The organism is Streptomyces sp. NPDC003327, assembly GCF_053589515.1.
In genome coordinates, this window is sequence record NZ_JBSFSA010000005.1 from 44,996 (window position 1) to 65,166 (window position 20,171).

Below are 20,171 nucleotides of genomic sequence, written 5' to 3' on the forward strand. Positions count from 1 at the left end.
GGAGGGGGCGGGTGGGCCCGTACGGAAGGGGCGGGACGGCCGTACGGAAGGGGGCGCGGCGGTACGGGACCGGGCGCGGCCCCCTTCACGGGCCGGGCCGCGTGGTCAGAAGCGGGCGGCGGCGTCGACGAGGGCCGTGGCCGTGAAGAGCTCCACGCCCGCCTCGATGGCCCGCTCGTCGACGTCGAAGTCGCCGGCGTGCAGGTCGCGGACCCGGGTGTCGCCGGGGGTCCGGACGCCGAGGCGCGCCATCGCGCCGGGCACGTGCTCCAGGTACCAGGAGAAGTCCTCACCGCCGAGGCTCTGCTCGGTGTCCTCCACGGCGTGCACGCCGCGCCGGGCGGTCATGGCGTCGCGGAGCAGCTCGGTGACGACCGGGTCGTTGACGACGGGCGGGACGCCCCGGACGTACGTCACGGTGGACTTGGCCCGGTGCAGGGTCGCGACCTCGTCGATCGCCGCGTGGACCAGGTCGGGGGCCTCGCGCCAGGTCGGCAGGTCCAGGCAGCGGACGGTGCCGGAGAGCTCGGCGTGCTGCGGGATGACGTTCGGCGCGTGGCCGGCCTCGATGCGGCCCCAGGTGAGGGAGAGGCCGGAGCGGGCGTCGACGCGGCGGGCCAGGACGGCGGGGACGTCGGTGGCGATCCGGGCGGCGGCGGTGACCAGGTCCGTGGTCAGGTGCGGGCGCGCGGTGTGGCCGCCGGGGCCGTCGAGGGTGATTTCGAGCCGGTCGCAGGCGGAGGTGATGGGGCCGGTGCGCAGCCCGATCCTGCCCGCGTCGACGCGGGGGTCGCAGTGGACGGCGACGATCCGGCCGACGCCGTCCAGGACGCCGGCCTCGACGGCCTCGGCCGCGCCGCCGGGCAGCACCTCCTCGGCGGGCTGGAAGAGGAGCCGTACGGCGTTGGGGAGGAGGCCGCGCCGGTGCAGGTCGGCGAGGACGAGTCCGGCACCGAGAACGGTGGTGGTGTGGACGTCGTGGCCACAGGCGTGGGCGCGGTTGGCCACCGTGGAGCGGTAGCCGACGGTCTTGACGTCCGGGATGGGCAGCGCGTCGATGTCGGCCCGGAGCGCGAGCACGGGGCGCAGCGGGTCGGGGGTGCCGATGTCACAGAAGAGTCCCGTGCCGCCCGGGAGGACCTTGGGCGCGAGTCCGGCCGCCTCCAGGCGGCCCTTGATCGCGGCGGTCGTACGGAACTCCTGGTTGCCCAGCTCGGGGTGCATGTGCAAGTCCCTGCGGAACGCGATCAGTTCGTCGCGCAGGGTTGCGGGCAGCGTTCCGGGCAGGGTGGGGGAGCCGGGCTCGCGGGACATCAACTGGTTCACCTTTTGAAGGGTAGGCCCCCGGAGCGGTCAACTGCCCGTTGATCACGAAAAGTTCAGCCCGTTAGGGGAAAGAATCTCGGTTTACCAGGCATGAGGGCCACTCCATGTGGGTAAGCTCACCCGAATTCGAGGCGGTCGACGGACTGGGCCGCCGTCCCCGCGACGCCGGACAGGAAGCCCTGGGCCCTTGGGGACGCGGTGGCCCGCAGCCACTCCGGAGCGATCTCGCAGACCGCGACCCTGACCCCGGTCCCGGCCAGCGCGAGCGGCAGGGTGTGGACGACCGTCGAGGGGAAACTCACAATCGTGCGGCCGATCGGGCCGCGGCGGGCGATCAGTTCGAGGGGCAGCTCGGGCCGGACCACCTGGAGTCCGGTCTCGACCGCGATCCGGTGCAGCTTCTCGGCGCTCTCGCGGCGGTGCGCGAAGTAGCGGGTGGCGCCGTGGGCGCGGGCCAGCGAGATGACCACCCGGGTGTAGTGGTCGGCGTCGACGACGCCGGTCTCGACGAGGGAGGTCCCGACGAGGTCGGCGCCGCCGGTCAGCGTCGGGGGGCCGAAGCGGGCCCGGGTCCAGGCGTAGGAGTTCTCCGTCACGGTGGTGCCGGGCGGGGCCTGCACGGGCAGCGAGGTGAAGATCTCGACCGTACGGGCTCCGCCGGGGGCGAGGCGCCGCCGGGCCATCGAGGTGACCGGGGCGAGGACCAGCTCGCGCGGGCCCCTGCTGCCCTTGCGGTGCCAGCGGACCAGGCGCTCGCCGCTGCCGAGCTGGGCGGCGAACTCCATGGTGGCGGTGCCGTCGTCGACGACGGTCAGGTGCTTGGGCCCGAACAGGGTCAGCAGCAGCTGGACGTAGCGGGAGAACGGGTCCCCGACGATCACCCGGTCCGCCGCCCGCAGCGGCCCGGCCAGCTGCCGCAGCGTCCTGGCCAGCGAGCCGCGGCCGCCGCGGGCCTCCTGCCAGTCGACGGCGAGGCCCTCGTCGCGGGCCAGCTGGGCCATGCGGCGCAGCTGGCCCCGCGACATGGGGTCGGTCGGCGAGAGGACGACGACCGTGAGGTCGTCCGGGAGCGCGGCGCCGGCCTCGGCGGACGGGGCGGCGGGGACCCCGGCTCCGGCGGACGGGGCGGCGGGGGCCGCCGCGGGCCGGGTCGGGCGGGGGCCGCCGGGGGCCGGGGTGGCCCCGGCGGCCGTCGACCGGGTGTGCGCCCATTCCAGGACGTTCAGGAGCTGGACCGGGCTCTCGACGAACGCCAGCCGGCCGGTCATGCGGCGTCGGACCCCGGGACCCGGCGGAGCTTCTTCATCGGGCCGAGCTCCGACTCGTACACCTTCTTCACGCCGTCGCCGAGCGCGGTCTCGATGGTGCGGATGTCGCGGACCAGGCGCTGGAGGCCCTGGGGCTCGACGGAGGCGGCCTGGTCGGAGCCCCACATGGCGCGGTCGAGGGTGATGTGGCGCTCGACGAAGGTGGCGCCGAGGGCGACGGCGGCCAGCGTGGTCTGGAGGCCGGTCTCGTGGCCGGAGTAGCCGATCGGGACGTTCGGGTACTCCTCCTGGAGCGTCTGGATGACGCGGAGGTTCAGCTCCTCGGCCTTGGCCGGGTAGGTCGAGGTGGCGTGGCAGAGCAGGATGTTCTCGCTGCCGAGGACCTCGACGGCGTGCCGGATCTGCTTCGGCGTCGACATGCCGGTGGAGAGGATGACCGTGCGGCCGGTGGCGCGCAGCTCGCGCAGCAGCTCGTCGTCGGTGAGGGAGGCGGAGGCGACCTTGTGGGCGGGGACGTCGAACTTCTCCAGGAAGGCGACGGCCTCGGTGTCCCACGGGGAGGCGAACCAGGCGATCCCCTTCTCCTTGCAGTACGCGTCGATCTTGCGGTACTCGTCCTCGCCGAACTCCACGCGGTGGCGGTAGTCGATGTAGGTCATGCGGCCCCAGGGGGTGTCGCGCTCGATGTCCCACTGGTCGCGCGGGGTGCAGATCTCGGGGGTGCGCTTCTGGAACTTGACGGCGTCGCAGCCGGCCTCGGCGGCGACGTCGATGAGCTTGAAGGCGTTGTCGAGGTCACCGTTGTGGTTGATGCCGATCTCGCCGCAGACGTAGACGGGCCGACCCGGGCCGGCGGTCTTCGAGCCGAGGGTGCGCAGTCGGGAGTTCATGATCGTTCCTTACGGGTTGGGCGTGTCGGGGGTGAGGAGCTCGGGTCCGAGGAGCCATCCGGCGATCTCGCGGATCGCTCCGGAACCGCCGGGGGTGACGGTGACCGCGCGGGCCGCGGCCCGTACGGAGTCGTGGGCGCTGCTCACCGCGACGGGCCAGCCGACGAGGTGGAAGCAGGGCAGGTCGTTGACGTCGTTGCCGGCGTAGAGGACGCGCTGCGGGTCGATGCCCTCGGCCTCGCACCACTCCTTGAGGGCGAGGTCCTTGCGGTCGATGCCGTGCAGGACGGGGATGCGGAGCTTGCGGGCGCGGGCGGCGACGACCGCGTTCTGCTCGCTGGAGAGGATCAGGACGGGCAGTCCGGCCCGGCGCAGGGCGGCGATGCCGAGTCCGTCGCCGCGATGGGCGGAGACGAACTCCCGCCCCTCGGCGTCGAGGTGGACCCGGTCGTCGGTCTGGGTGCCGTCGAAGTCGAGGACGACCGCGTCGACGTCGTCGAAGCGCGGGGTGACGGGCTCGTCGAGCAGCGGCGCCAGGGCGCGGGCCCGGGCCAGGTCGTGCGGGTCGTCGATCTCCAGGACCCGGGCGGGGTCGGTGACGACGACGGCGGTGCGGCCGAAGAAGCGGTGCCGGTGGGTGCGGAACCCGGCGGCGTCCATCGCGTAGACGGCGCCGGTCTCCAGGTACTCGGGCTCGCGGTCCTGGCGGCGGGGCCGGTGGGCCTTGTCGTGGTTGACGCCCTCGGCGCCCGTCCCGGTCTCGCGCCAGAGGAAGCCGTGCGAGGGGGCGGCGGTGAAGGCGGTGTCGGCGGCGCCGGAGGTGATCCGCGCGGCCGCGTCGGCCACCTCGGCGGCGGAGAGGAAGGGGCTGGTGCACTGGACGAGGAGGACCACGTCGGCGGGGCGGCCGTGGGCGGCCTCGAAGGCGTCCATGGCGTGCAGGACGGCGGACTCGCTGGTGGCGGTGTCACCGGCGAGCTCGGCGGGGCGGTGCACGGCCTCGGCCCCGGCGCCGCGGGCGGCGGCCGCGATGGCGGCGTCGTCGGTGGAGACGAGGACGTGGGTGACGGTCCCGGCGGTGAGGCAGGCCCGGACGGCGCGGGCCACCAGGGGGACGCCCGCGACCTGGGCGAGGTTCTTGGCGGGGACGCCCTTGGAGCCGCCCCGGGCCGGGATCACGGCGAGGACGGTGGGCCGCCCGGTCGTCGTCGGCGTCGACTGCGTCGTCATCAGAGCTCTCCAAGGCGGCGGACGACGGGGGCCACGCGCTGGACGCCGTGGCGGTACGCGCCCCGGGCGGCCTCGCGGACGATCCGGCGCAGCCCGCTCTCGCGGGGCTCGGGCGCGGAGACGTCCAGGCGGTGGCGGGCGAGGATCCCGGGCAGGTAGCCGGGGGCCGTCTCCGCGGTGTAGTAGGGGGTGATCGGGGGCAGCCCGGGAAGCGCGAGGAGGGCGGCGACCCGGTCGCGGGCGGCGTCGAAGGCCGCCTCGTACGGGCTGTCGGACGCGACGCCCTGGCGGACGAGCCACCGCTCGTCCGGCTCGGGCACGTACCCCTTGTCGAGCCGGTCGAAGGAGGCGAGGAGGCCGGAGCCGACGAAGTGGTGGTTGCCGAGCGCCTCGCGGATGCCGAAGTCGGTGAGGATCGCGGTGGGGACGCGGCGGTGGAGGGCTTCGAGGGCGGCCGTGGAGGAGACGGTGACCAGCAGGTCGGTGCGGTCCAGGACCTCGCCCATGTTGCCGTACACGAGGCGGAAGTTGGGCGGCGGGTCGAGGTCGCGCACCAGCTTCTGGTACGGGAACTCCTCCAGGTGCGTGGTGTGTTCGCCGGGCTTGGAGCGGAGTTTGAGGAGGACCTCGCGGCCCGGGTGCAGCCGGGCGTGCCCGATCAGCCGGCGCAGCAGGTAGGCGCGTTCGGCGCGGGTGACGGGCACGGAGGGCTGGGCGGCGAGGACCAGGGTGTCGCGGCCCGCCTCGGGGGCGTGCGGGGCGCCGCCGAGGAAGGGCAGCGCGGCCTCGACGACCGCGTCGGAACCGGCGCCGACGCCCTCGTACACGGCGTGGAACCGCTCGGCGTCGTGGCGGGAGTTGGCGAGGACGACGTCGGCGCCGTGGCGCAGCAGGAGCCCGTCGGTGAGCTTCTCGTAGACGACGCCGACGTAGCCGGTGACGATCACCGGGCGGCGGGCGAGGCCCAGGTCGGCAAGGCCCTGCAGGACGGCCCGGACGGTGCCGCCGACCAGCGCGAGGACGACGACGTCGTATCCTTCGCCGCGCGTCTCCGCGTCCCGTACCGCGCGCAGGAACTCCACGCCCGTCACCTCGCGGGGGGCGTTCGTGGACACCCCGGTCTCGGCGAGCTGGCGTGCGGTGGGAGTGGCCCGTCCGCGCAGGACGAATCCGGTGGGTTCGGCGGTCGTTTCCGTCAGGCGGCGCGCGGTGAGTGCGCCCCATTTCCACCGGGTGTCGGAGTCGGCGAGTACGGCGACCCGTACCGCTTCTCTGGTACTTGCTGGCACGTCGAGGACGCTAGAAGGGCATTCCGCTTTCCGGCCCAACTGGGCCACAACAACGGGTGAACAGAGCCTCTCCGCCGTCTGAAGCGGCTCGCGATCCGGACAAACGGGAGCCGTATTCCCCACCGGGTAAAGGCGGTTAAGCCGCCCGCCGCTTGGTGTTCACCGGATATCCCCCCGTCGGTCGGTGGGAATGCCGGGTCGACGCCTAGCGTCGGCCGCGTGGTCAAGCTCTCCGTCGTCGTGCCGTTCTACAACGTGCAGACATACGCCCCCGACACCCTCACCAGCCTGCGCGCCAACGCCCGCGGGGACGTCGAGTTCCTGCTCGTCGACGACTGCTCGACGGACGGGACCCCGGAGCTCCTCGAACGGGCCGCGCGCGACCTGCCGGGCGCGGTCCTGATCCGGCACGAGCGGAACGAGGGCCTCGCCACGGCCCGCAACACCGGCCTCGACGCCGCCCGCGGCGAGTTCCTCACCTTCCTCGACGGCGACGACTGGCTGGCGCCCGGCTACCTCGGGCGGCTCGTCGCCGCCGCGGAGGAGCTCGGATGCGACTTCCTGCGGACCGACCACGTCTCCGTCAACGGCCGGGCCAGGGCGGTGCGCCGGGTTCCCGTCGCCCGCCGCCGCGAGGTGCTGCGGCCGCGCGACGCGATCCTGCCGGCGCACCGCACGACCTCCGTGGACTATCCGTACGCCTGGGCCGGCGTCTACCACCGGCGGCTCCTGGACCGGGGGCTGCTGCACTTCCCGCACGGGCTGCGCACGGCCGAGGACCGGCCCTGGATCTGGCGGCTGCACCGCGAGGCGGATTCCTTCGCCGCGATCGACGAACTGGGCGTTTTCTACCGGCGCGGAGTATCGACCTCGCTCACCCAGATCGGCGACGTCCGGCAATTGGATTTCATTCGCGCTTTCGACCGGGTCGTCGAGGAAACGGCGAAGGACCCGGACGCCGACCGACTTCTTCCCAAAGCGGTGCGCACGTATTGCGCGGTGATTTTCCATCACCACACGTCGATCGAGCGGTTCGAACCGGAAGTGGCCCGCCTGCTGAAGGGAATGAGTGCCGGGGCGCTGCGCCGCATGCCGCAGGGCGTGCTCGACGAGGCGCTCGCGTCGATGGGCGGGGACCGCGCCACGCTCCTGAGGAAACTGCGCAGGCGCAGGCCGGCGCCACCGCCGACGGCCCCACTGCCGGGTACGGGTACGGGCGCCGGGTCCGGCTCCGGCGCGGGCGCGGGCGCGGGTGCGGGTGCGGCGTCCCCGGAGGTGGCCGCGTGAGCACCCGCCGCACCACCCAGATCTTCGCCGCCTCCACCCTCTACGGGGCGGTCACCCTGGCCGCCGCCCTCGACAGCGGTGCGTTCGGCACGGCCGACCGGCGCCTCCTGCTCGTCTGCAACAACGCGCCCGTGCCGGAGACGACCCCCGCGCTCGACGAGGCCGAGGGCTTCGCGCGGCTGCGCGACCGCTTCGACGCCGTCCTGTCCTGGAACGAGACCATCTCCCCGCTCCACCCGGGCGGCTGGACGCCGCGCGCCAGTGACCTGCCGCTGCTCCAGCGACACCTGCGCGCGCTGTGGGACCTCGGCGACGACCGGATCGAGCTCGCCCTGGAGTCCCTCCAGGTGACCCCGGCCCTCGCCATCGCCCAGCTGCTCCCCGACGCCTCGATCACCGTGTACGCGGACGGTCTGATGAGCTACGGGCCGACCCGGAACAAGATCGACCCGCTGATCGGCGGCCGGGTGCGGCGGCTGCTCCACCTCGACCTGGTCCCCGGCCTCGCGCCGCTGCTGCTCGCGGAGTTCGGGCCGGTGCCCGAGACCGTACCGGTGGAGGCGTTCACGAAGGTCGTGGACGAGCTGGCCGGGCCGCCCGCCGCGCCGTCCGGGGAGGACGCGGCGCTGCTCCTCGGCCAGTACCTGGCCGCGCTGAAGCTCATGAGCGCCGCCGAGGAGGAGGAGCTGCACCTGCGGATGGTCCGCGGAGCCGTGGCCCGCGGTCACCGGCGGCTCGTCTTCAAGCCGCACCCGACGGCCCCCGACTCCTGGACGCGGTCGCTCGGGGAGGAGGCGGAGCGGCTCGGCGCGCGGCTCGTCGTCGAGGACCGGCCGGTGCTCGCCGAGGTGCTCTACCGGGAGCTGCGGCCCGCCCTGGTGGTGGGCTGCTTCTCGACGGCGCTGCTCACGGCGCGCACGTTCTACGGCCTGCCGGTCGCGCGGGTCGGCACCGGGGAGCTCCTGGAGCGGCTCACCCCGTTCCAGAACAGCAACCGGATCCCGCTCACCGTGGTCGACGCGGTCGTCCCGCCCCTGGAGGAGGGCTGCACCCGGGCCCCCGAACCGGACACCGCCGGCCTCAACGACCTGGTGGCGGCGGTCGGCTTCGCGATGCAGCCGAAGATCCGCCCGGACCTGCGGGAGGCGGCGGTACGCCATCTGTCGGGGCCGCTCGCCGAGCACACCCGGCACCACTTCACGCGCCGCCGCCTCACCGTCCTCGACCTGCCGGGCGGGCTGCCGGTCCCCCGGCACCCGAAGGTCCGCCGCCTCGCGCGCCGCGCGCTCCGGCTCCGCAAGGCCCTGCGGAAGTAGCGGCGGGGCGGCCGGCGAGCGGCGGCCGGGCGCGAGCCCTGGACCGGGCGCGCGCTGCGGGGCGGCCGGCCGGCCTCACGCGGGCCTCAGGCGCGGTGGATCGCCTCCTGGATCTCCGTGACCCACCGGGACCGGTCCTCCGGGCACTCCAGGTACAGCTCGCGGGCGTAGTGCCGGGATACATAGCCGTGGGCCTCGATCCAGCGGGCGAGGGTCTGCGCGGTCGGGAGGACGTCGTCCATCGAACCCCGGTGGACGACGGTCGCGGCCTCCTCGATGCCGGGCAGGACGTGGACCAGGACGCCTTCCACGGCCGTCCCCTCGGGAACGGTCATGCCGGCGTGCACGAGGACCGAGCCGTCCCCGCGCCCCGCGTCCTCGTAGTACGCGATCCCGGGGCCGAAACCGGTGACGCCCGCCGCCTCCAGGCGGCCGCACAGCTCGTCGTACAGCGGGCCGACGACGGGGCCGATGTCGTGCGGGCCGAAGCTCGCGGCGACGGCGCTCAGCTCGGCGATCCGCACGGCGGGGATCTTCTTGACGACGACGTCCTGGGTGGACATGCGTCCCTCCCTCTCGATGGCCCGGAGCCTCGCACCGACCTGGACGAGCCGGTCCCGCGCCTCCCGCAGGGCCGTCTCCAGCTCGGCCTGGCGCAGCCGCAGCATCCCGCGCAGCTCCTCGGCGCCCACCTCCTCGTCGAGGATGGACCGCACCTGGTCGAGGGTGAAGCCGAGGTCCTTGAGCGCGATGACGCGGTTGAGCCGGGCGAGCTGGTCCGCCGTGTAGAAGCGGTAGCCGCTGTGCGGGTCGACGTGGGCGGGGCGCAGCAGTCCGACGGCGTCGTAGTGACGCAGCATGCGGACCGACACGCGTCCGTGCCGGGCGAAGTCTCCGATGGTGAACATGGTGCGACCGAGGGAACGGCCTCACACGGTGTGAGGGTCAAGCACTGGCGACGGAGAGCTTCGCGGCGAAGCCGAGGAAGAGGGCCCCGGCCGCCGTGGTCGCGCCCGCCGAGAGCCGACGGCGGCGGCGGAACGCGGCGGCGAGCCGGGTGCCGCTGAATATCAGGGTCGTCAGGTAGAGGAAGCTGCCGAGCTGGAGCAGGGTGCCGAGGACGAGGAACGAGAGCGCCGGGTAGGCGTACGCGGGGTCGACGAACTGCACGAAGAAGGAGATCAGGAAGAGGATCGCCTTGGGGTTGAAGAGGCTGATGATCAGGGCGCGCCTGTACGGGTTCTCGCCCTGGCCGGACGGGGCCCCCGCCGGGGCGGCCCCGTCCTCCGCGAGGTCCGCGACCTCGTGGCGCGAGCGCCACATCGACCAGGCGGCCCGCAGCATGCCGTACGCCATCCAGGCCAGGTATCCGGCGCCCGCGTACTTCACGATCATGAAGAGGAACGGGGTGGTCTGGAGCAGGGAGGCCGCGCCGAGCGCGGCCAGCGTCATCAGGACCGCGTCGCCGGTGAAGACCCCGGCCGCGGCCTTGTAGCCGGTGCGGGTGCCCTTCCGGGCCGCGACGGACAGCACGTACAGCGAGTTCGGCCCCGGCAGGAGGATGATGAGGACGAGTCCCGCGAGATAGGTCGGCAGATCGGTGACACCCAGCATGATGCGGAGTCTCGCACACGGGTCCGACAGTCCGCTGTGACGTTCAGAACGCGACGGTCGGGACGTAGGTGCCCCAGACCTCGCGCAGGGCGTCGCAGACCTCGCCGACCGTGGCCCGCGCCCTGAGCGCCTCCTTCATGGGGTGGAGGACGTTGTCGGTGCCCGCCGCAGCCTCCTTCAGCGCGGCGAGCGCCGCCTCCACCGCCGTCCCGTCCCGTTCGGCGCGCAGCGCGGCGAGCCTGCGGGCCTGCTGGGCCTCGATGGCCGGGTCGACACGCAGCGGCTCGTACGGCTCCTCGACGTCGACCGTGAAGCGGTTGACGCCCACGACGACCCGCTCGCCGCTGTCCGTCTCCCGGGCGACGCGGTAGGCGGAGCGCTCGATCTCGTTCTTCTGGAAGCCGCGCTCGATGGCGCTGACCGCGCCGCCCATCTCCTCCACCCTGGCCATCAGCTCCAGGGCGGCGGCCTCGACGTCGTCCGTCATCCTCTCGACGACGTACGACCCGGCGAACGGGTCGACGGTGGCGGTGACGTCCGTCTCGTACGCGAGGACCTGCTGGGTCCGCAGGGCGAGGCGGGCGGACTTGTCCGTCGGCAGGGCGATGGCCTCGTCGAAGGAGTTGGTGTGCAGCGACTGCGTCCCGCCGAGGACGGCCGCGAGGCCCTGGACGGCGACGCGGACGAGGTTGACCTCGGGCTGCTGGGCGGTGAGCTGCACGCCCGCGGTCTGGGTGTGGAAGCGGAGCATCAGCGACTTGGGGTTGCGGGCGCCGAACTCCTCCCGCATCACCCGGGCCCAGATCCGGCGGGCGGCGCGGAACTTGGCGACCTCCTCCAGGAGCGTCGTACGCGCCACGAAGAAGAAGGAGAGGCGGGGCGCGAAGTCGTCGACGTCCATGCCGGCGGCGACGGCGGTGCGGACGTACTCGATGCCGTCGGCGAGGGTGAACGCGATCTCCTGCGCGGGCGAGGCCCCGGCCTCGGCCATGTGGTAGCCGGAGATCGAGATGGTGTTCCACTTCGGGATCTCGGCGCGGCAGTACTGGAAGATGTCGGCGATCAGCCGCAGGGAGGGCTTCGGCGGGAAGATGTACGTGCCGCGGGCGATGTACTCCTTCAGCACGTCGTTCTGGATCGTGCCGGTCAGCCGGTCGGCGGGGACGCCCTGCTCCTCGCCGACGAGCTGGTAGAGGAGCAGCAGGAGGGCGGCCGGGGCGTTGATGGTCATCGACGTCGAGACCTCGTCCAGCGGGATCCCGTCGAACAGCACCCGCATGTCGTCGAGCGAGTCGATCGCGACGCCGACCTTGCCGACCTCGCCGTGCGCGAGCGGGGCGTCGGAGTCGTGGCCCATCTGTGTCGGCAGGTCGAAGGCGACGGAGAGGCCGGTGGTGCCGTTGGCGATGAGCTGTTTGTAGCGGGCGTTGGACTCGACGGCGGTGCCGAACCCGGCGTACTGGCGCATCGTCCACGGGCGGCCCGTGTACATCGACGGGTACACCCCCCGCGTGAACGGGTACGCGCCGGGCTCGCCCAGCTTCTCCGCGGGGTCCCAGCCGTCGAGGGCGTCCGGTCCGTAGACCGGCTCGATGGGCAGTCCCGACTCCGACTCGCGCGTCATGTGGTGTGCCTTCCGATCGACCTGCGTCCGGCGGAAGCCGCCGCGTTCCAGCATGCCCGTCTCGTTTCGGTCACGTGCGCAACCGCGCGGGCGCGGGCGGCATCCCTTCGTACACACGTCGTTACTCGGGGGGCTCCACATGCAGCACCGTTCGTCCGTCATACGCAGAGTGGCCCTGGCCACGTCGGCCGTGGTCCTCGCCGCGGGCTGTACGGCCCAGGCGGCCGGTTCGGGTGCCGGGGGCGGCACCGGACCGGCGACGCAGGCGCCCACGGCCGCGCCGACGTCCTCGGCACCGTCGACCTCGCCGTCTTCCTCCGCGCCGTCGTCCTCCGCGCCGTCCGACGGCGCGCCCTCGTCCTCCGCCGACCCGACCGGCGCGACGCCCGGGGCGAAGCCCCTCATGGGCGACGGCGACGAGAGCGAGCAGGTGCGCGAACTGCAGGCGCGGCTGCGGCAGCTGGACCACTTCGACCGGGCGCCCACGGGCTTCTACGGCACGATCACGGGGCGCGCGGTCTCGGCCTTCCAGAAGGCGCGCGGGCTGCCCGGGACGGGCTCGGTGGACGAGGCGACCTGGCAGCGGCTGCTCGGTCTGACGAAGGAGCCGACCGCCGACGAGCTGAAGCCGTCGACCACCAACAAGCTGGACACCCCGGACGCGCGCTGCATGACCGGCCGCGTGCTGTGCATCAGCAAGGAGAGCAGGACGCTGGCCTGGATGATCGACGGCCGGGTCGTCTCGTCCATGGACGTCCGCTTCGGTTCGGAGAACACCCCGACCCGCGAGGGCACGTTCAGCGTGGGCTGGAAGGCCCGCACGTGGACCTCGACGATCTACCACACCCCCATGCCGTACGCGATGTTCTTCAGCGGCGGCCAGGCGGTGCACTACTCGGCGGACTTCGCGGCCCGCGGCTACAACGGGGCCTCGCACGGCTGCGTGAACGTCCGGGACCGGGAGAAGCTCGCCGCCCTCTTCGACCAGGTGAAGGTCGGCGACAAGGTCGTCGTCCACTGGTGACGCCGTAGGAACGGGCGCGGAGAGACCGCGGGAGGACCGCGGGAAGAAGAGGGGCGCGGGTGGGACCGGGGGAACGTGTCCCACCCGCGCCGATGCGCGGAGCCGTAGGTACGGGGGGAACCCCGGCTCGCTGCGCCGCCGATGACCAGTCGGCTCATTGAGTACTGCGCCGGGGGCGCCGAAAGTGTTACACCCGCGCCGGAGCGGGTTCAGCGGCGGTTCGCGTCCGTGCCGTTTCCGGCGTCCTCGGAGTCCCTGCCGGTGGTGCCTCCGGAGCCGTCGCGGCCGCCCGGGTGCCTGTCGTCGCCACGGCCGGGGTCGTCCTCCTTGGCGTCGTCGTCCTTGGAGCCGCCGCCCTTGGAGTCGCCGCCCTCGGAGTCGCCGGGGCCGGTGGAACCGCCGGGCGCGCCCGTCTCGGAGGAGAGGATCCGGTCGCAGTAGCGGCGCAGGGTCTCGCCGGCGGGCAGGCTGTCGGTCAGCTGGCGGCGTCCGGCGTCGTCCAGGCGCCCTGCGCGGTAGTCGAGGCAGCGGGCGCGGGCCTTGTCCGGGGTGAGCGTGGTGCCGGGGCCTCCGGTGCCGTCGCTCTTGTCCTTGCCGTCGTCGGTCCCGCCGGTGGAGGCGGGGTCGCCGGCGTCCGTGCCGGGGGTGCCCGAGGGGTCGGTGGCGGTGCCGCCCGACGGGGGTGCCGGGGTGCCGGCGGTGGGGGTGCCGGGGGTCCCGGAGGGGCGGCCGTCCGGGTCGGGGTGCGCCGGGGGGGTGTCGGGGTCCTTGCGTATGCCGGGCGAGTCGGTGATCACCGGCTCGGGGCTCTCCACCGCCGTGACGGAGGCGGCGGGTTCGGGCCCGCCGATCGGCAGGACGCCCGTGCCCGCCGCGACGGCGACCCCGCCGACGGTGACGGCGGCGACCGCCGCGGCCAGCCCGTACCGTACGGAACGGCCCCAGCGGCGGGCGGGCGCGGCGAGCGGGGCGATGCGTATCCGGCCCAGGTCGGCGCGGGCGCCCGCGGGAGCGTCGGGGGTCCCCGCGTCCGCGGCCGCCGCGGTGAGGGCGGCGGTCTCCGCGGCGAGCGCCGCGCGCTCCGCCGTGACCTTGCGGAAGGCGGCGAGGGCCGCCGCCTCTCCGGGCAGCTCGGCCGTCGGGTCGGCCGCGAGGGCCGGGGTGCGGGCCGTGTCGAGGGCCTCGGCGAGGCGCCGCGCCCGGGACCGCGTACGGTCGTCGACGGCGTCGACCGGCTCGCCGCGGAGCAGCCGCTCCGCGGCCTCCTGGTCGAGCCACTGGTACCGCTCGTCGGCCATCACATGTCCTTCTGCGTACGCGGGCGTGATTGCGTCACACCGCCGGGGGCCATGGTCCCCGGTCCTCGTCCGCGTTGCGGAGGGACCCCGTCCAGGGCCACGACGTCCTCGTCGCCCGATCCGCCGCTCCCGCCGCCCGTCGCGCTCTCGGCTCCGTCGAGGCCCTCGCCTTCCACGCCGAGGAGCTCGGCGAGCTTCTTCAGGCCGCGGTGGGCCGCGGTGCGGACGGCGCCGGGGCGCTTGCCCAGGGTCTCCGCGGCGCTCTTGGCGTCGAGACCGACGACGACGCGCAGGACGACGGCCTCGGCCTGGTCCTGCGGCAGCCGGGCGATCAGCTGCATGGTGTCGCCGGTGGCGAGGGCCTCCAGGGCCTCGCCCGCCGTGTCGGAGTCGGCCGGCTTGTCCGCGAGCTCGGTCTCGTCGCCGCCGACGGCGGGGCGCCTGCCGCGCATCCGTACGTGGTCGAGGGCGCGGTTGCGGGCGATCCTGGCGGCCCAGCCCCGGAACCGGTCCGCGTCGCCGCTGAACCGGTCGAGGTCGCGGGCTATCTGGAGCCAGGACTCCGAGGCGATGTCCTCGGCGTCGGCGTCGCCGACCAGTGTGCGTATGTAGCCGAGCAGCCGGGGATGCACGGCGCGATACACAGTACGGAAGGCGTTCTCGTCCCCGGACTGCGCGGCGAGCACCGCGGTCGTCAGCTCCGCGTCGTCCCCCAGCACTCCCCAAACCCTGTTCGTCGGTCGCGTCGGTCGCGTCATCGCGGCTGGTCACCACCGCCACGCTGGCTCGCGCGGCTTCACGCTACGTGGTGCCGTGGTGTCTCGTCCACGCGGTCCGGGGTCTTTGTGCAACTTGCAACCTCAGCGTGTTGACGGGGCGCGGGAGCGGCGGCGCGGAGGGTGCCGCGGCGGGTGCCGCGGACGGTGTGACAGAAAGCGCAGTCCCGGCGCTGTATGGAGTACGGAGCCGTGCTGCGGCTCCGTGGATGACGACCGGGGCCTCTCCTGTGGGGGGTGGCGGCCCCGGTCGTCTCCCATGTCCGCCCTCTCTCGCGTGACGCTTCCGCGGCTTTTCGGCGGCTTTCTCCCGGCCCCTCCCCCGGCCGTTCTCCCGTCTCTCATTCGCCTGGGCGGATGACACCGCATGACGCCCCATGACGCGCCGGGGACATGGCACCCCCGTGGACATGCCCCCCTGGACTGTCAACCCGTCGTTGACACCCTGCCGAGTGTCAACCTAAGGTTGCCTTATGACGAATCCAGTCGGCCCCTCCATCCCCATTCGCCTCGACGAACTCATCGAAGCGATCAAGAAGGTCCACGGGAACGCCCTGGACCAGCTGTCCGGCGCGGTCATGGCCGCGGACCACCTCGGCGACGTCGCCGACCACCTCATCGGCCACTTCGTCGACCAGGCCAGGCGCTCCGGCGCCTCCTGGACCGACATCGGCCGCAGCATGGGCGTCACCCGGCAGGCCGCCCAGAAGCGCTTCGTCCCCAAGGAGCCGGACGCGGAGAAGATGGACCCGAACGCCGGGTTCAGCCGCTTCACCCCCCGGGCGCGGAACGTCGTCATGGCCTCCCAGAACGAGGCCACGGCCGCCCGCAACGCCGAGATCGTCCCCGGTCACCTCGCCCTCGGCCTGCTCGCCGAGCCCGAGGGGATCGCCGTGCACTGGATCACCACGCAGGGCGTGTCACCCGAGCGCATCCGCGAGGCCGTCGCGGCGACCCTGCCGCCGGCCGTCGAGGAGCCGCCGACGCTCGTCCCGTACGACGCGGCGGCGAAGAAGGTCCTGGAGCTGACGTTCCGCGAGGCCCTGCGCCTCGGGCACAACTACGTCGGCACCGAGCACATCCTGCTGGCGCTCCTGGAGCACGAGGACGGGGCGGGCGTGCTGAGCGGGCTCGGCCTGGACAAGGCGACGGCGGAGCGGGACATCGCCGAGCTGATCGCCTCGGTGGTGATCCAGGAGCCGGCCGAGGACCCGTCCGCGGAGAAGTCCGCGGCGGACTCCGCGGAGAAGCCCGCGACGACGGACTGAGGCTCGGGGGCCGGCCCCCGGCCTCAGGCGGTGCGGGCCCTGCGGGAGACGACCGCGCGCAGCACCCGGCCGCCCTCGACGGAGAGCTCACGCGCCCGGCGCAGGCCGGTCGGGCCGTGGGCGACCGCTTCGAGGACGGCCTGCTGGCGGCGGAGTTCCCCGGCGAGCAGCGGGCCCGCGCCGTCGGCGTCCCCGGTCCGGCAGCGGTCCACGAGGCCGTCCGGCACCCCGGCGGCGTCGTGGTGCCCGTGCACGACGAGGGCGGCGACGGAGCACGCGTGGGCCCAGGCGCGCAGGGCCCCGGGGCTCCAGTCGGCGGGGGCGCCCGCGAGCATGGCGCTCACCTCCCGGCCCGTACCGCCGCCCGCGTCCGTACCGTCGAGTTCGACGCGGGCCTTGGAGACGGCCTCGCCCCAGGCGTTCCCGTCGCCGCGGGCGACGGCGGCCCAGACCGGCCGGAGGGCGTCACCGCGGTCGGCGGCGAGCAGCGGCAGACAGCGGTCGAGGCAGGCGAGCCCGGCCGCGGCCATGCCCCGCTCGTCGGCCCCGTCGATCAGTTCCAGCAGGCTCCGGCCGTTTCCCGACGTCATGGACGCCTCCTCGCCACCCGATGCGGACGCAGTTCTTCCACTACTGCGCCGGGCGGCGCGATTTCGTCACTGCGCGGCCGGAATCATGCCAGTGGCCTTCACGTGCTGCATAGAGGTGAGACGGCGCACGAAGAGGATCGCCAGGACGGCGGCGGTGATGTTCAGGGCGTCGCTCAGGAAGAACCAGTTCGCGGCGGAGACGTACTCCTCGGACGTCTCCGCCCGCTCGTACACCCGGCCTGCGGTGCGCGCCACCAGCGTGTCGATCACGAACGTGATCCACCAGGCGTTGAGCAGCAGCAGCTCACCGGGGCGGTCGGCCGCCGAGGGCTCGGCGCGGCTGCCCCGCCAGATGTCGGCGGCGACGCTCCGCGGGATCCAGAGGTTGGCGATCGGGACGAACCAGCCGCCGATGGCCCAGCCGGGCTTCCGGCCCTGCAGGTCCCCGGCCCACACCTCCGCGTTCAGGCGCACGCGGTGGAACCAGATGAGGAAGAGCGTCGCGGTCGCGATCAGCGCGAGCAGCTGGAGCGACCCCGTCACCGTGACGAGCGCGAGCGCGAGGTCGAGCGCGGACACGTCGTCCTCGGGAAAGTCCGTGACCGCCGTCTGCAGTTCGAAGGTGGCGAAGACGCTGAAGAGGTCGACGAGGACGGTGACGCCGAGCAGCGACACGACGGCGAACGACAGGCCGTTGGGATTGCGGAGCACGAGTGCGGTTCCCCCCAGGAACGGACGGCGCCCCTCCCCGGGGCGCCGGGGCGGCCGCGCGGCCGCCGCCGGGGGAACGTACGCGATGCGGACGGCGCGCGTCCACGGGCTTCTCAGCGCACCCGGGCCGCGAGGTCCTTGAAGGCGTTCCAGGTCAGGGACGGGGCGGCCGGGTCCCAGACCTTCTGGGCGAGGGCCGTCAGCGGCAGCCGGATGCCGTCGGCGACCTGGGCCTGCGTCTGGGCGCCCGCGAGGTCGCACCAGACGGCGAAGCGGGCGCCGAGGATCTGGGAGTCGTAGCGCGCGGGCACGGCGGCGGTGCCGCGGACGACGCGCGGGGTCCACTGCTCGTAGATGCGGCGGCCGGTGGGGTACGTGAAGTCGTTGGGCTGGCCGAGGACGTAGTAGAGGTACTCGTCGTTGAGGTTGACCAGCTTGCGGCCGGCCTGGAGGTACGGCAGCGGCGGCCGGGCGCCGATCTCCTTGCCCGTCCAGTACTCGACCTCGATGTCCTTCGCCGCGCTGACGACCCCGCCGGGGAAGAAGCCGTCGTTCCACGCCTTGAGGGTCTTGCCGGTGGGGCGGACGACGGCGGCGCGGTCGTTGAGCCAGCCCGTGGCGAGGTCCTGGACCCGGGCGGAGGGGCCGTACCGCTCCCGCGCGGCGCGGGCGAGGTCCGGGTAGCTCGCCTCGGGGTTCTTGGACATGAGCGCCACGTACTCGTCGGCGCCGAGGTGCCAGTACGCACCGGGGAAGAGGGCGGTGTACTCGCGCAGCAGGTCGTCGACGATCCGTGCGGCGTCCGGGTCGGCGATGTCGACGGCGCCGCGCGGGGCGCGGCCGCTCGCGCTGCGGAGCTGGAGGTCCGGGTGGGCGGCGATGACGGCGCCGAGGTGTCCCGGCGAGTCGATCTCCGGGATGACGGTGATGTGGCGACTGGCGGCCAGGGCGAGGATCCGGCGGACCTCGGCCTTGGTGAGGTGCTGGACGGAGACGACCTCGGGGTGGCTGTCGGACGCGATGCGGAAGCCCTGGTCGTCGGAGAAGTGCAGCCCGAGCTGGTTGAGCTTCAGGTCGCCCATCTCGCGGATGCGGTCCTCGATCCAGGCGGCGGTGAAGTGCTTGCGGGCGATGTCGACCATCAGCCCGCGCTGCGGCTTGGCCGGGCGGTCGGTGACGGTCCCCTCGGGCACGGCGCCGGTGGACCTGACGGACTGCTTGAGGGTGCGGGTGCCGTAGAAGACCCCGGCCTCGTCGGGCCCGCTGATGCGCACGCGGTTGTCGCGGACGACGAGCGTGTACGACTCGGGGGCGCCGCCCGTGCCGCCGAGGGCGAGCTCGACGTCCCCGGGCCCGGCGGCGACGGCGCCCCGGTAGGGGATGCCGAGCTCTTCGGCGAGGAGCCTGCCCTCGTCGGCGAGGCCCGCGCTGTTCGCGGCGACGACGACTCCGGCGGGGGCGGCGGGCTTCCAGCCGGGACCGCGGGCCGGCTCGTGGTCGCGCACGGAGGGGATGGTGCGCGGCTCGGTGGAGAGCGGGTAGGTCCGGGTCGGCGTGGGGCTCGGGGGCGGCGCCGCGCTCGTCGGGGCGGCGGCCGACGAGGTGCCGGGGACGGCGGAGGGGGACCCCGGGGCCGATCCGGTCGGGGAGCCGCCGGAGCAGGCGGTCACGGTGGCCAGCGCCACCGCGGCCGCCAGGAGCGCGGGGCCCCGCCGGGGCCCTCGTATGGAGTACCGCATCACACCGAATCCTTCCGCACGGACCGCGGTCCGGCCAATCGGGGGATCCTGGACGGAACCGCGGGCGGCCGGATCGCGTTCGTCCATCACGGGTTCCGAAACTCTCCCTTCCGGGTGACATTCGCGCATCCGTCGGACACTTCCCTCGTCCCGTCGATAACGTTGCGTCACGCCCACCCCATCCGTCCCGCCGTCCCGGAGCCCACGCTGACCAGCGACACCCACGCCCCCTGCCGGACCCCGGGCCCCACGGACACGCCTGCGATACCCGCCCAGAAGCCGACGGGCCTCCACCTCGGCCTGGCGCACGTCAACACGGCCTCCCCCGCCGAGGTCCGCGAGCTGCTGCTCTCCTGCTGCCACAGCCGCCGCTGGGCCGAACGGGTGGTGGCCCACCGGCCCTACCCGACGGTCGACGCCCTGCTCGCCGCCGCCGACGAGGCCGGGTACGACCTGGCCGGCGCCGACCTCGACGAGGCGCTGGCCGCCGAGTCGTCCGTCCTGCCGCACCCCGACGCCCCGCCGGCGGCCCTGACCGCGCTGCGGGCGGCCCACGCCGCGTACGAGAGCGGCTTCGGGCACGCCTTCGTGATCAGCCTCGACGGGGTGCGGCCCGGGGAGCGGCTCGACCAGGTCCTGGCCGGAATCCGGTCACGTCTCGGCAACGAACCGGAGGAGGAGCGGGCGATCGCCGCCGACGAACTGCGCCGGCTGGCCCGCGCCCGGCTGGCCTTCCGGCTCGCCCAGGGCGCCCCGACGCTCACCCCGCACCCGCCCGGGGCGTGATTTCGCCCGGAAGGCGGCGATTCCACGCCGAGATGTAGCCCGTCCGTGCCTGTTTGATCACACCTATGGACCCCGCGCGAGCGAACCGACGAGTCGTCGCTACGATGACCGGGGCCGGTGGACCGTACCCGGCCG

At 73.9% G+C, this 20,171-nt stretch carries 18 protein-coding genes; 5 read left to right on the forward strand and 13 right to left on the reverse strand.

Annotated features, from left to right (window positions below):
• Positions 1-105: 105 nt before the first annotated feature.
• From ACWDVG_RS06230 to ACWDVG_RS06250, 5 genes are all read right to left on the reverse strand, one after another.
• The gene (locus ACWDVG_RS06230) at positions 106-1,314 is read right to left on the reverse strand and encodes an amidohydrolase (protein WP_451697008.1); all 1,209 of its coding nucleotides are present in this window, start codon (positions 1,312-1,314) and stop codon (positions 106-108) included.
• Between the two features lie 128 nt (positions 1,315-1,442).
• On the reverse strand, positions 1,443-2,594 hold the full coding sequence (locus ACWDVG_RS06235; RefSeq protein WP_451696694.1) for a hypothetical protein: 1,152 nt from the start codon (positions 2,592-2,594) through the stop codon (positions 1,443-1,445).
• The gene (locus tag ACWDVG_RS06240; RefSeq protein ID WP_451696696.1) at positions 2,591-3,484 is read right to left on the reverse strand and encodes an N-acetylneuraminate synthase family protein; all 894 of its coding nucleotides are present in this window, start codon (positions 3,482-3,484) and stop codon (positions 2,591-2,593) included. Before ACWDVG_RS06240 ends, ACWDVG_RS06235 begins: the two co-directional genes overlap by 4 nt.
• 9 nt (positions 3,485-3,493) lie before the next feature.
• The gene (locus tag ACWDVG_RS06245; RefSeq protein WP_451696698.1) at positions 3,494-4,714 is read right to left on the reverse strand and encodes a cytidylyltransferase domain-containing protein; all 1,221 of its coding nucleotides are present in this window, start codon (positions 4,712-4,714) and stop codon (positions 3,494-3,496) included.
• Positions 4,714-6,003, reverse strand: a complete 1,290-nt coding sequence (locus tag ACWDVG_RS06250) for a DUF6716 putative glycosyltransferase (protein WP_451696700.1) — start codon at positions 6,001-6,003, stop codon at positions 4,714-4,716. The genes ACWDVG_RS06245 and ACWDVG_RS06250 overlap by 1 nt, the downstream gene beginning before the upstream one ends.
• A 219-nt stretch (positions 6,004-6,222) precedes the next feature.
• On the opposite strand from ACWDVG_RS06250, the gene ACWDVG_RS06255 reads away from it, so the two are divergent.
• Both ACWDVG_RS06255 and ACWDVG_RS06260 read left to right on the forward strand, forming a co-directional pair.
• Positions 6,223-7,290 (forward strand): glycosyltransferase family 2 protein, encoded by a 1,068-nt coding sequence (locus tag ACWDVG_RS06255; RefSeq protein ID WP_451696702.1) that lies wholly within the window; start codon positions 6,223-6,225, stop codon positions 7,288-7,290.
• Entirely contained in the window at positions 7,287-8,606 is a 1,320-nt protein-coding gene (locus ACWDVG_RS06260; RefSeq protein WP_451696704.1) for an alpha-2,8-polysialyltransferase family protein, read from the forward strand. The genes ACWDVG_RS06255 and ACWDVG_RS06260 overlap by 4 nt, the downstream gene beginning before the upstream one ends.
• A gap of 86 nt (positions 8,607-8,692) precedes the next feature.
• Here ACWDVG_RS06260 and ACWDVG_RS06265 read toward each other — a convergent pair whose 3' ends face one another.
• Genes ACWDVG_RS06265 through ACWDVG_RS06275 form a run of 3 tightly spaced genes read right to left on the reverse strand, consistent with a single transcriptional unit; the run spans position 8,693 to position 11,844 of the window.
• Positions 8,693-9,514, reverse strand: coding sequence for a MerR family transcriptional regulator (locus ACWDVG_RS06265; protein WP_451696706.1), 822 nt, complete (start codon positions 9,512-9,514; stop codon positions 8,693-8,695).
• Positions 9,515-9,551: 37 nt separating this feature from the next.
• Positions 9,552-10,220 (reverse strand): leucine efflux protein LeuE, encoded by a 669-nt coding sequence (leuE, locus tag ACWDVG_RS06270; RefSeq protein ID WP_451696708.1) that lies wholly within the window; start codon positions 10,218-10,220, stop codon positions 9,552-9,554.
• Positions 10,221-10,263: 43 nt separating this feature from the next.
• Entirely contained in the window at positions 10,264-11,844 is a 1,581-nt protein-coding gene (locus tag ACWDVG_RS06275) for an acyl-CoA mutase large subunit family protein (RefSeq protein WP_451696709.1), read from the reverse strand.
• Between the two features lie 175 nt (positions 11,845-12,019).
• On the opposite strand from ACWDVG_RS06275, the gene ACWDVG_RS06280 reads away from it, so the two are divergent.
• Entirely contained in the window at positions 12,020-12,868 is an 849-nt protein-coding gene (locus tag ACWDVG_RS06280; protein ID WP_451697009.1) for a L,D-transpeptidase family protein, read from the forward strand.
• A gap of 209 nt (positions 12,869-13,077) precedes the next feature.
• On the opposite strand, the gene ACWDVG_RS06285 is transcribed toward ACWDVG_RS06280, so the two are convergent.
• Complete coding sequence (locus ACWDVG_RS06285) at positions 13,078-14,166, reverse strand: hypothetical protein (RefSeq protein ID WP_451696711.1); 1,089 nt, start codon at positions 14,164-14,166, stop codon at positions 13,078-13,080.
• On the reverse strand, positions 14,166-14,885 hold the full coding sequence (locus ACWDVG_RS06290) for an RNA polymerase sigma factor (RefSeq protein ID WP_451696713.1): 720 nt from the start codon (positions 14,883-14,885) through the stop codon (positions 14,166-14,168). Before ACWDVG_RS06290 ends, ACWDVG_RS06285 begins: the two co-directional genes overlap by 1 nt.
• 530 nt (positions 14,886-15,415) lie before the next feature.
• On the opposite strand from ACWDVG_RS06290, the gene ACWDVG_RS06295 reads away from it, so the two are divergent.
• Positions 15,416-16,210, forward strand: coding sequence for a Clp protease N-terminal domain-containing protein (locus ACWDVG_RS06295; RefSeq protein ID WP_451696715.1), 795 nt, complete (start codon positions 15,416-15,418; stop codon positions 16,208-16,210).
• Between the two features lie 23 nt (positions 16,211-16,233).
• Here the strand turns inward: ACWDVG_RS06295 and ACWDVG_RS06300 are convergent, their stop codons facing one another.
• The 3 genes from ACWDVG_RS06300 to ACWDVG_RS06310 form a co-directional block, all read right to left on the reverse strand.
• Positions 16,234-16,800, reverse strand: coding sequence for a hypothetical protein (locus ACWDVG_RS06300; protein WP_451696717.1), 567 nt, complete (start codon positions 16,798-16,800; stop codon positions 16,234-16,236).
• Positions 16,801-16,866: 66 nt separating this feature from the next.
• Entirely contained in the window at positions 16,867-17,511 is a 645-nt protein-coding gene (locus ACWDVG_RS06305; protein ID WP_451696719.1) for a DUF4328 domain-containing protein, read from the reverse strand.
• A gap of 113 nt (positions 17,512-17,624) precedes the next feature.
• Positions 17,625-19,250 carry a beta-N-acetylhexosaminidase gene (locus tag ACWDVG_RS06310; RefSeq protein ID WP_451696721.1) on the reverse strand — a complete coding sequence of 542 codons (1,626 nt, stop codon included), beginning with the start codon at positions 19,248-19,250 and terminating at the stop codon, positions 17,625-17,627.
• Positions 19,251-19,412: 162 nt separating this feature from the next.
• On the opposite strand from ACWDVG_RS06310, the gene ACWDVG_RS06315 reads away from it, so the two are divergent.
• A complete protein-coding gene (locus ACWDVG_RS06315) occupies positions 19,413-20,036 on the forward strand; it encodes a 2-oxo-4-hydroxy-4-carboxy-5-ureidoimidazoline decarboxylase (protein WP_451696723.1) in 624 nt (207 codons plus the stop codon).
• Positions 20,037-20,171 lie beyond the last annotated feature (135 nt).

Bases quoted from the DNA above. Each gene is read 5' to 3' on its own strand.
- ACWDVG_RS06230 (WP_451697008.1), bottom strand. From the start codon at position 1,314: ATGTCCCGCGAGCCCGGCTCCCCCACCCTGCCCGGAACGCTGCCCGCA.
- ACWDVG_RS06235 (WP_451696694.1), bottom strand. From the start codon at position 2,594: ATGACCGGCCGGCTGGCGTTCGTCGAGAGCCCGGTCCAGCTCCTGAAC.
- ACWDVG_RS06240 (WP_451696696.1), bottom strand. From the start codon at position 3,484: ATGAACTCCCGACTGCGCACCCTCGGCTCGAAGACCGCCGGCCCGGGT.
- ACWDVG_RS06245 (WP_451696698.1), bottom strand. From the start codon at position 4,714: ATGACGACGCAGTCGACGCCGACGACGACCGGGCGGCCCACCGTCCTC.
- ACWDVG_RS06265 (WP_451696706.1), bottom strand. From the start codon at position 9,514: ATGTTCACCATCGGAGACTTCGCCCGGCACGGACGCGTGTCGGTCCGC.
- leuE (WP_451696708.1), bottom strand. From the start codon at position 10,220: ATGCTGGGTGTCACCGATCTGCCGACCTATCTCGCGGGACTCGTCCTC.
- ACWDVG_RS06275 (WP_451696709.1), bottom strand. From the start codon at position 11,844: ATGACGCGCGAGTCGGAGTCGGGACTGCCCATCGAGCCGGTCTACGGA.
- ACWDVG_RS06285 (WP_451696711.1), bottom strand. From the start codon at position 14,166: ATGGCCGACGAGCGGTACCAGTGGCTCGACCAGGAGGCCGCGGAGCGG.
- ACWDVG_RS06295 (WP_451696715.1), top strand. From the start codon at position 15,416: ATGACGAATCCAGTCGGCCCCTCCATCCCCATTCGCCTCGACGAACTC.
- ACWDVG_RS06300 (WP_451696717.1), bottom strand. From the start codon at position 16,800: ATGACGTCGGGAAACGGCCGGAGCCTGCTGGAACTGATCGACGGGGCC.
- ACWDVG_RS06310 (WP_451696721.1), bottom strand. From the start codon at position 19,250: ATGCGGTACTCCATACGAGGGCCCCGGCGGGGCCCCGCGCTCCTGGCG.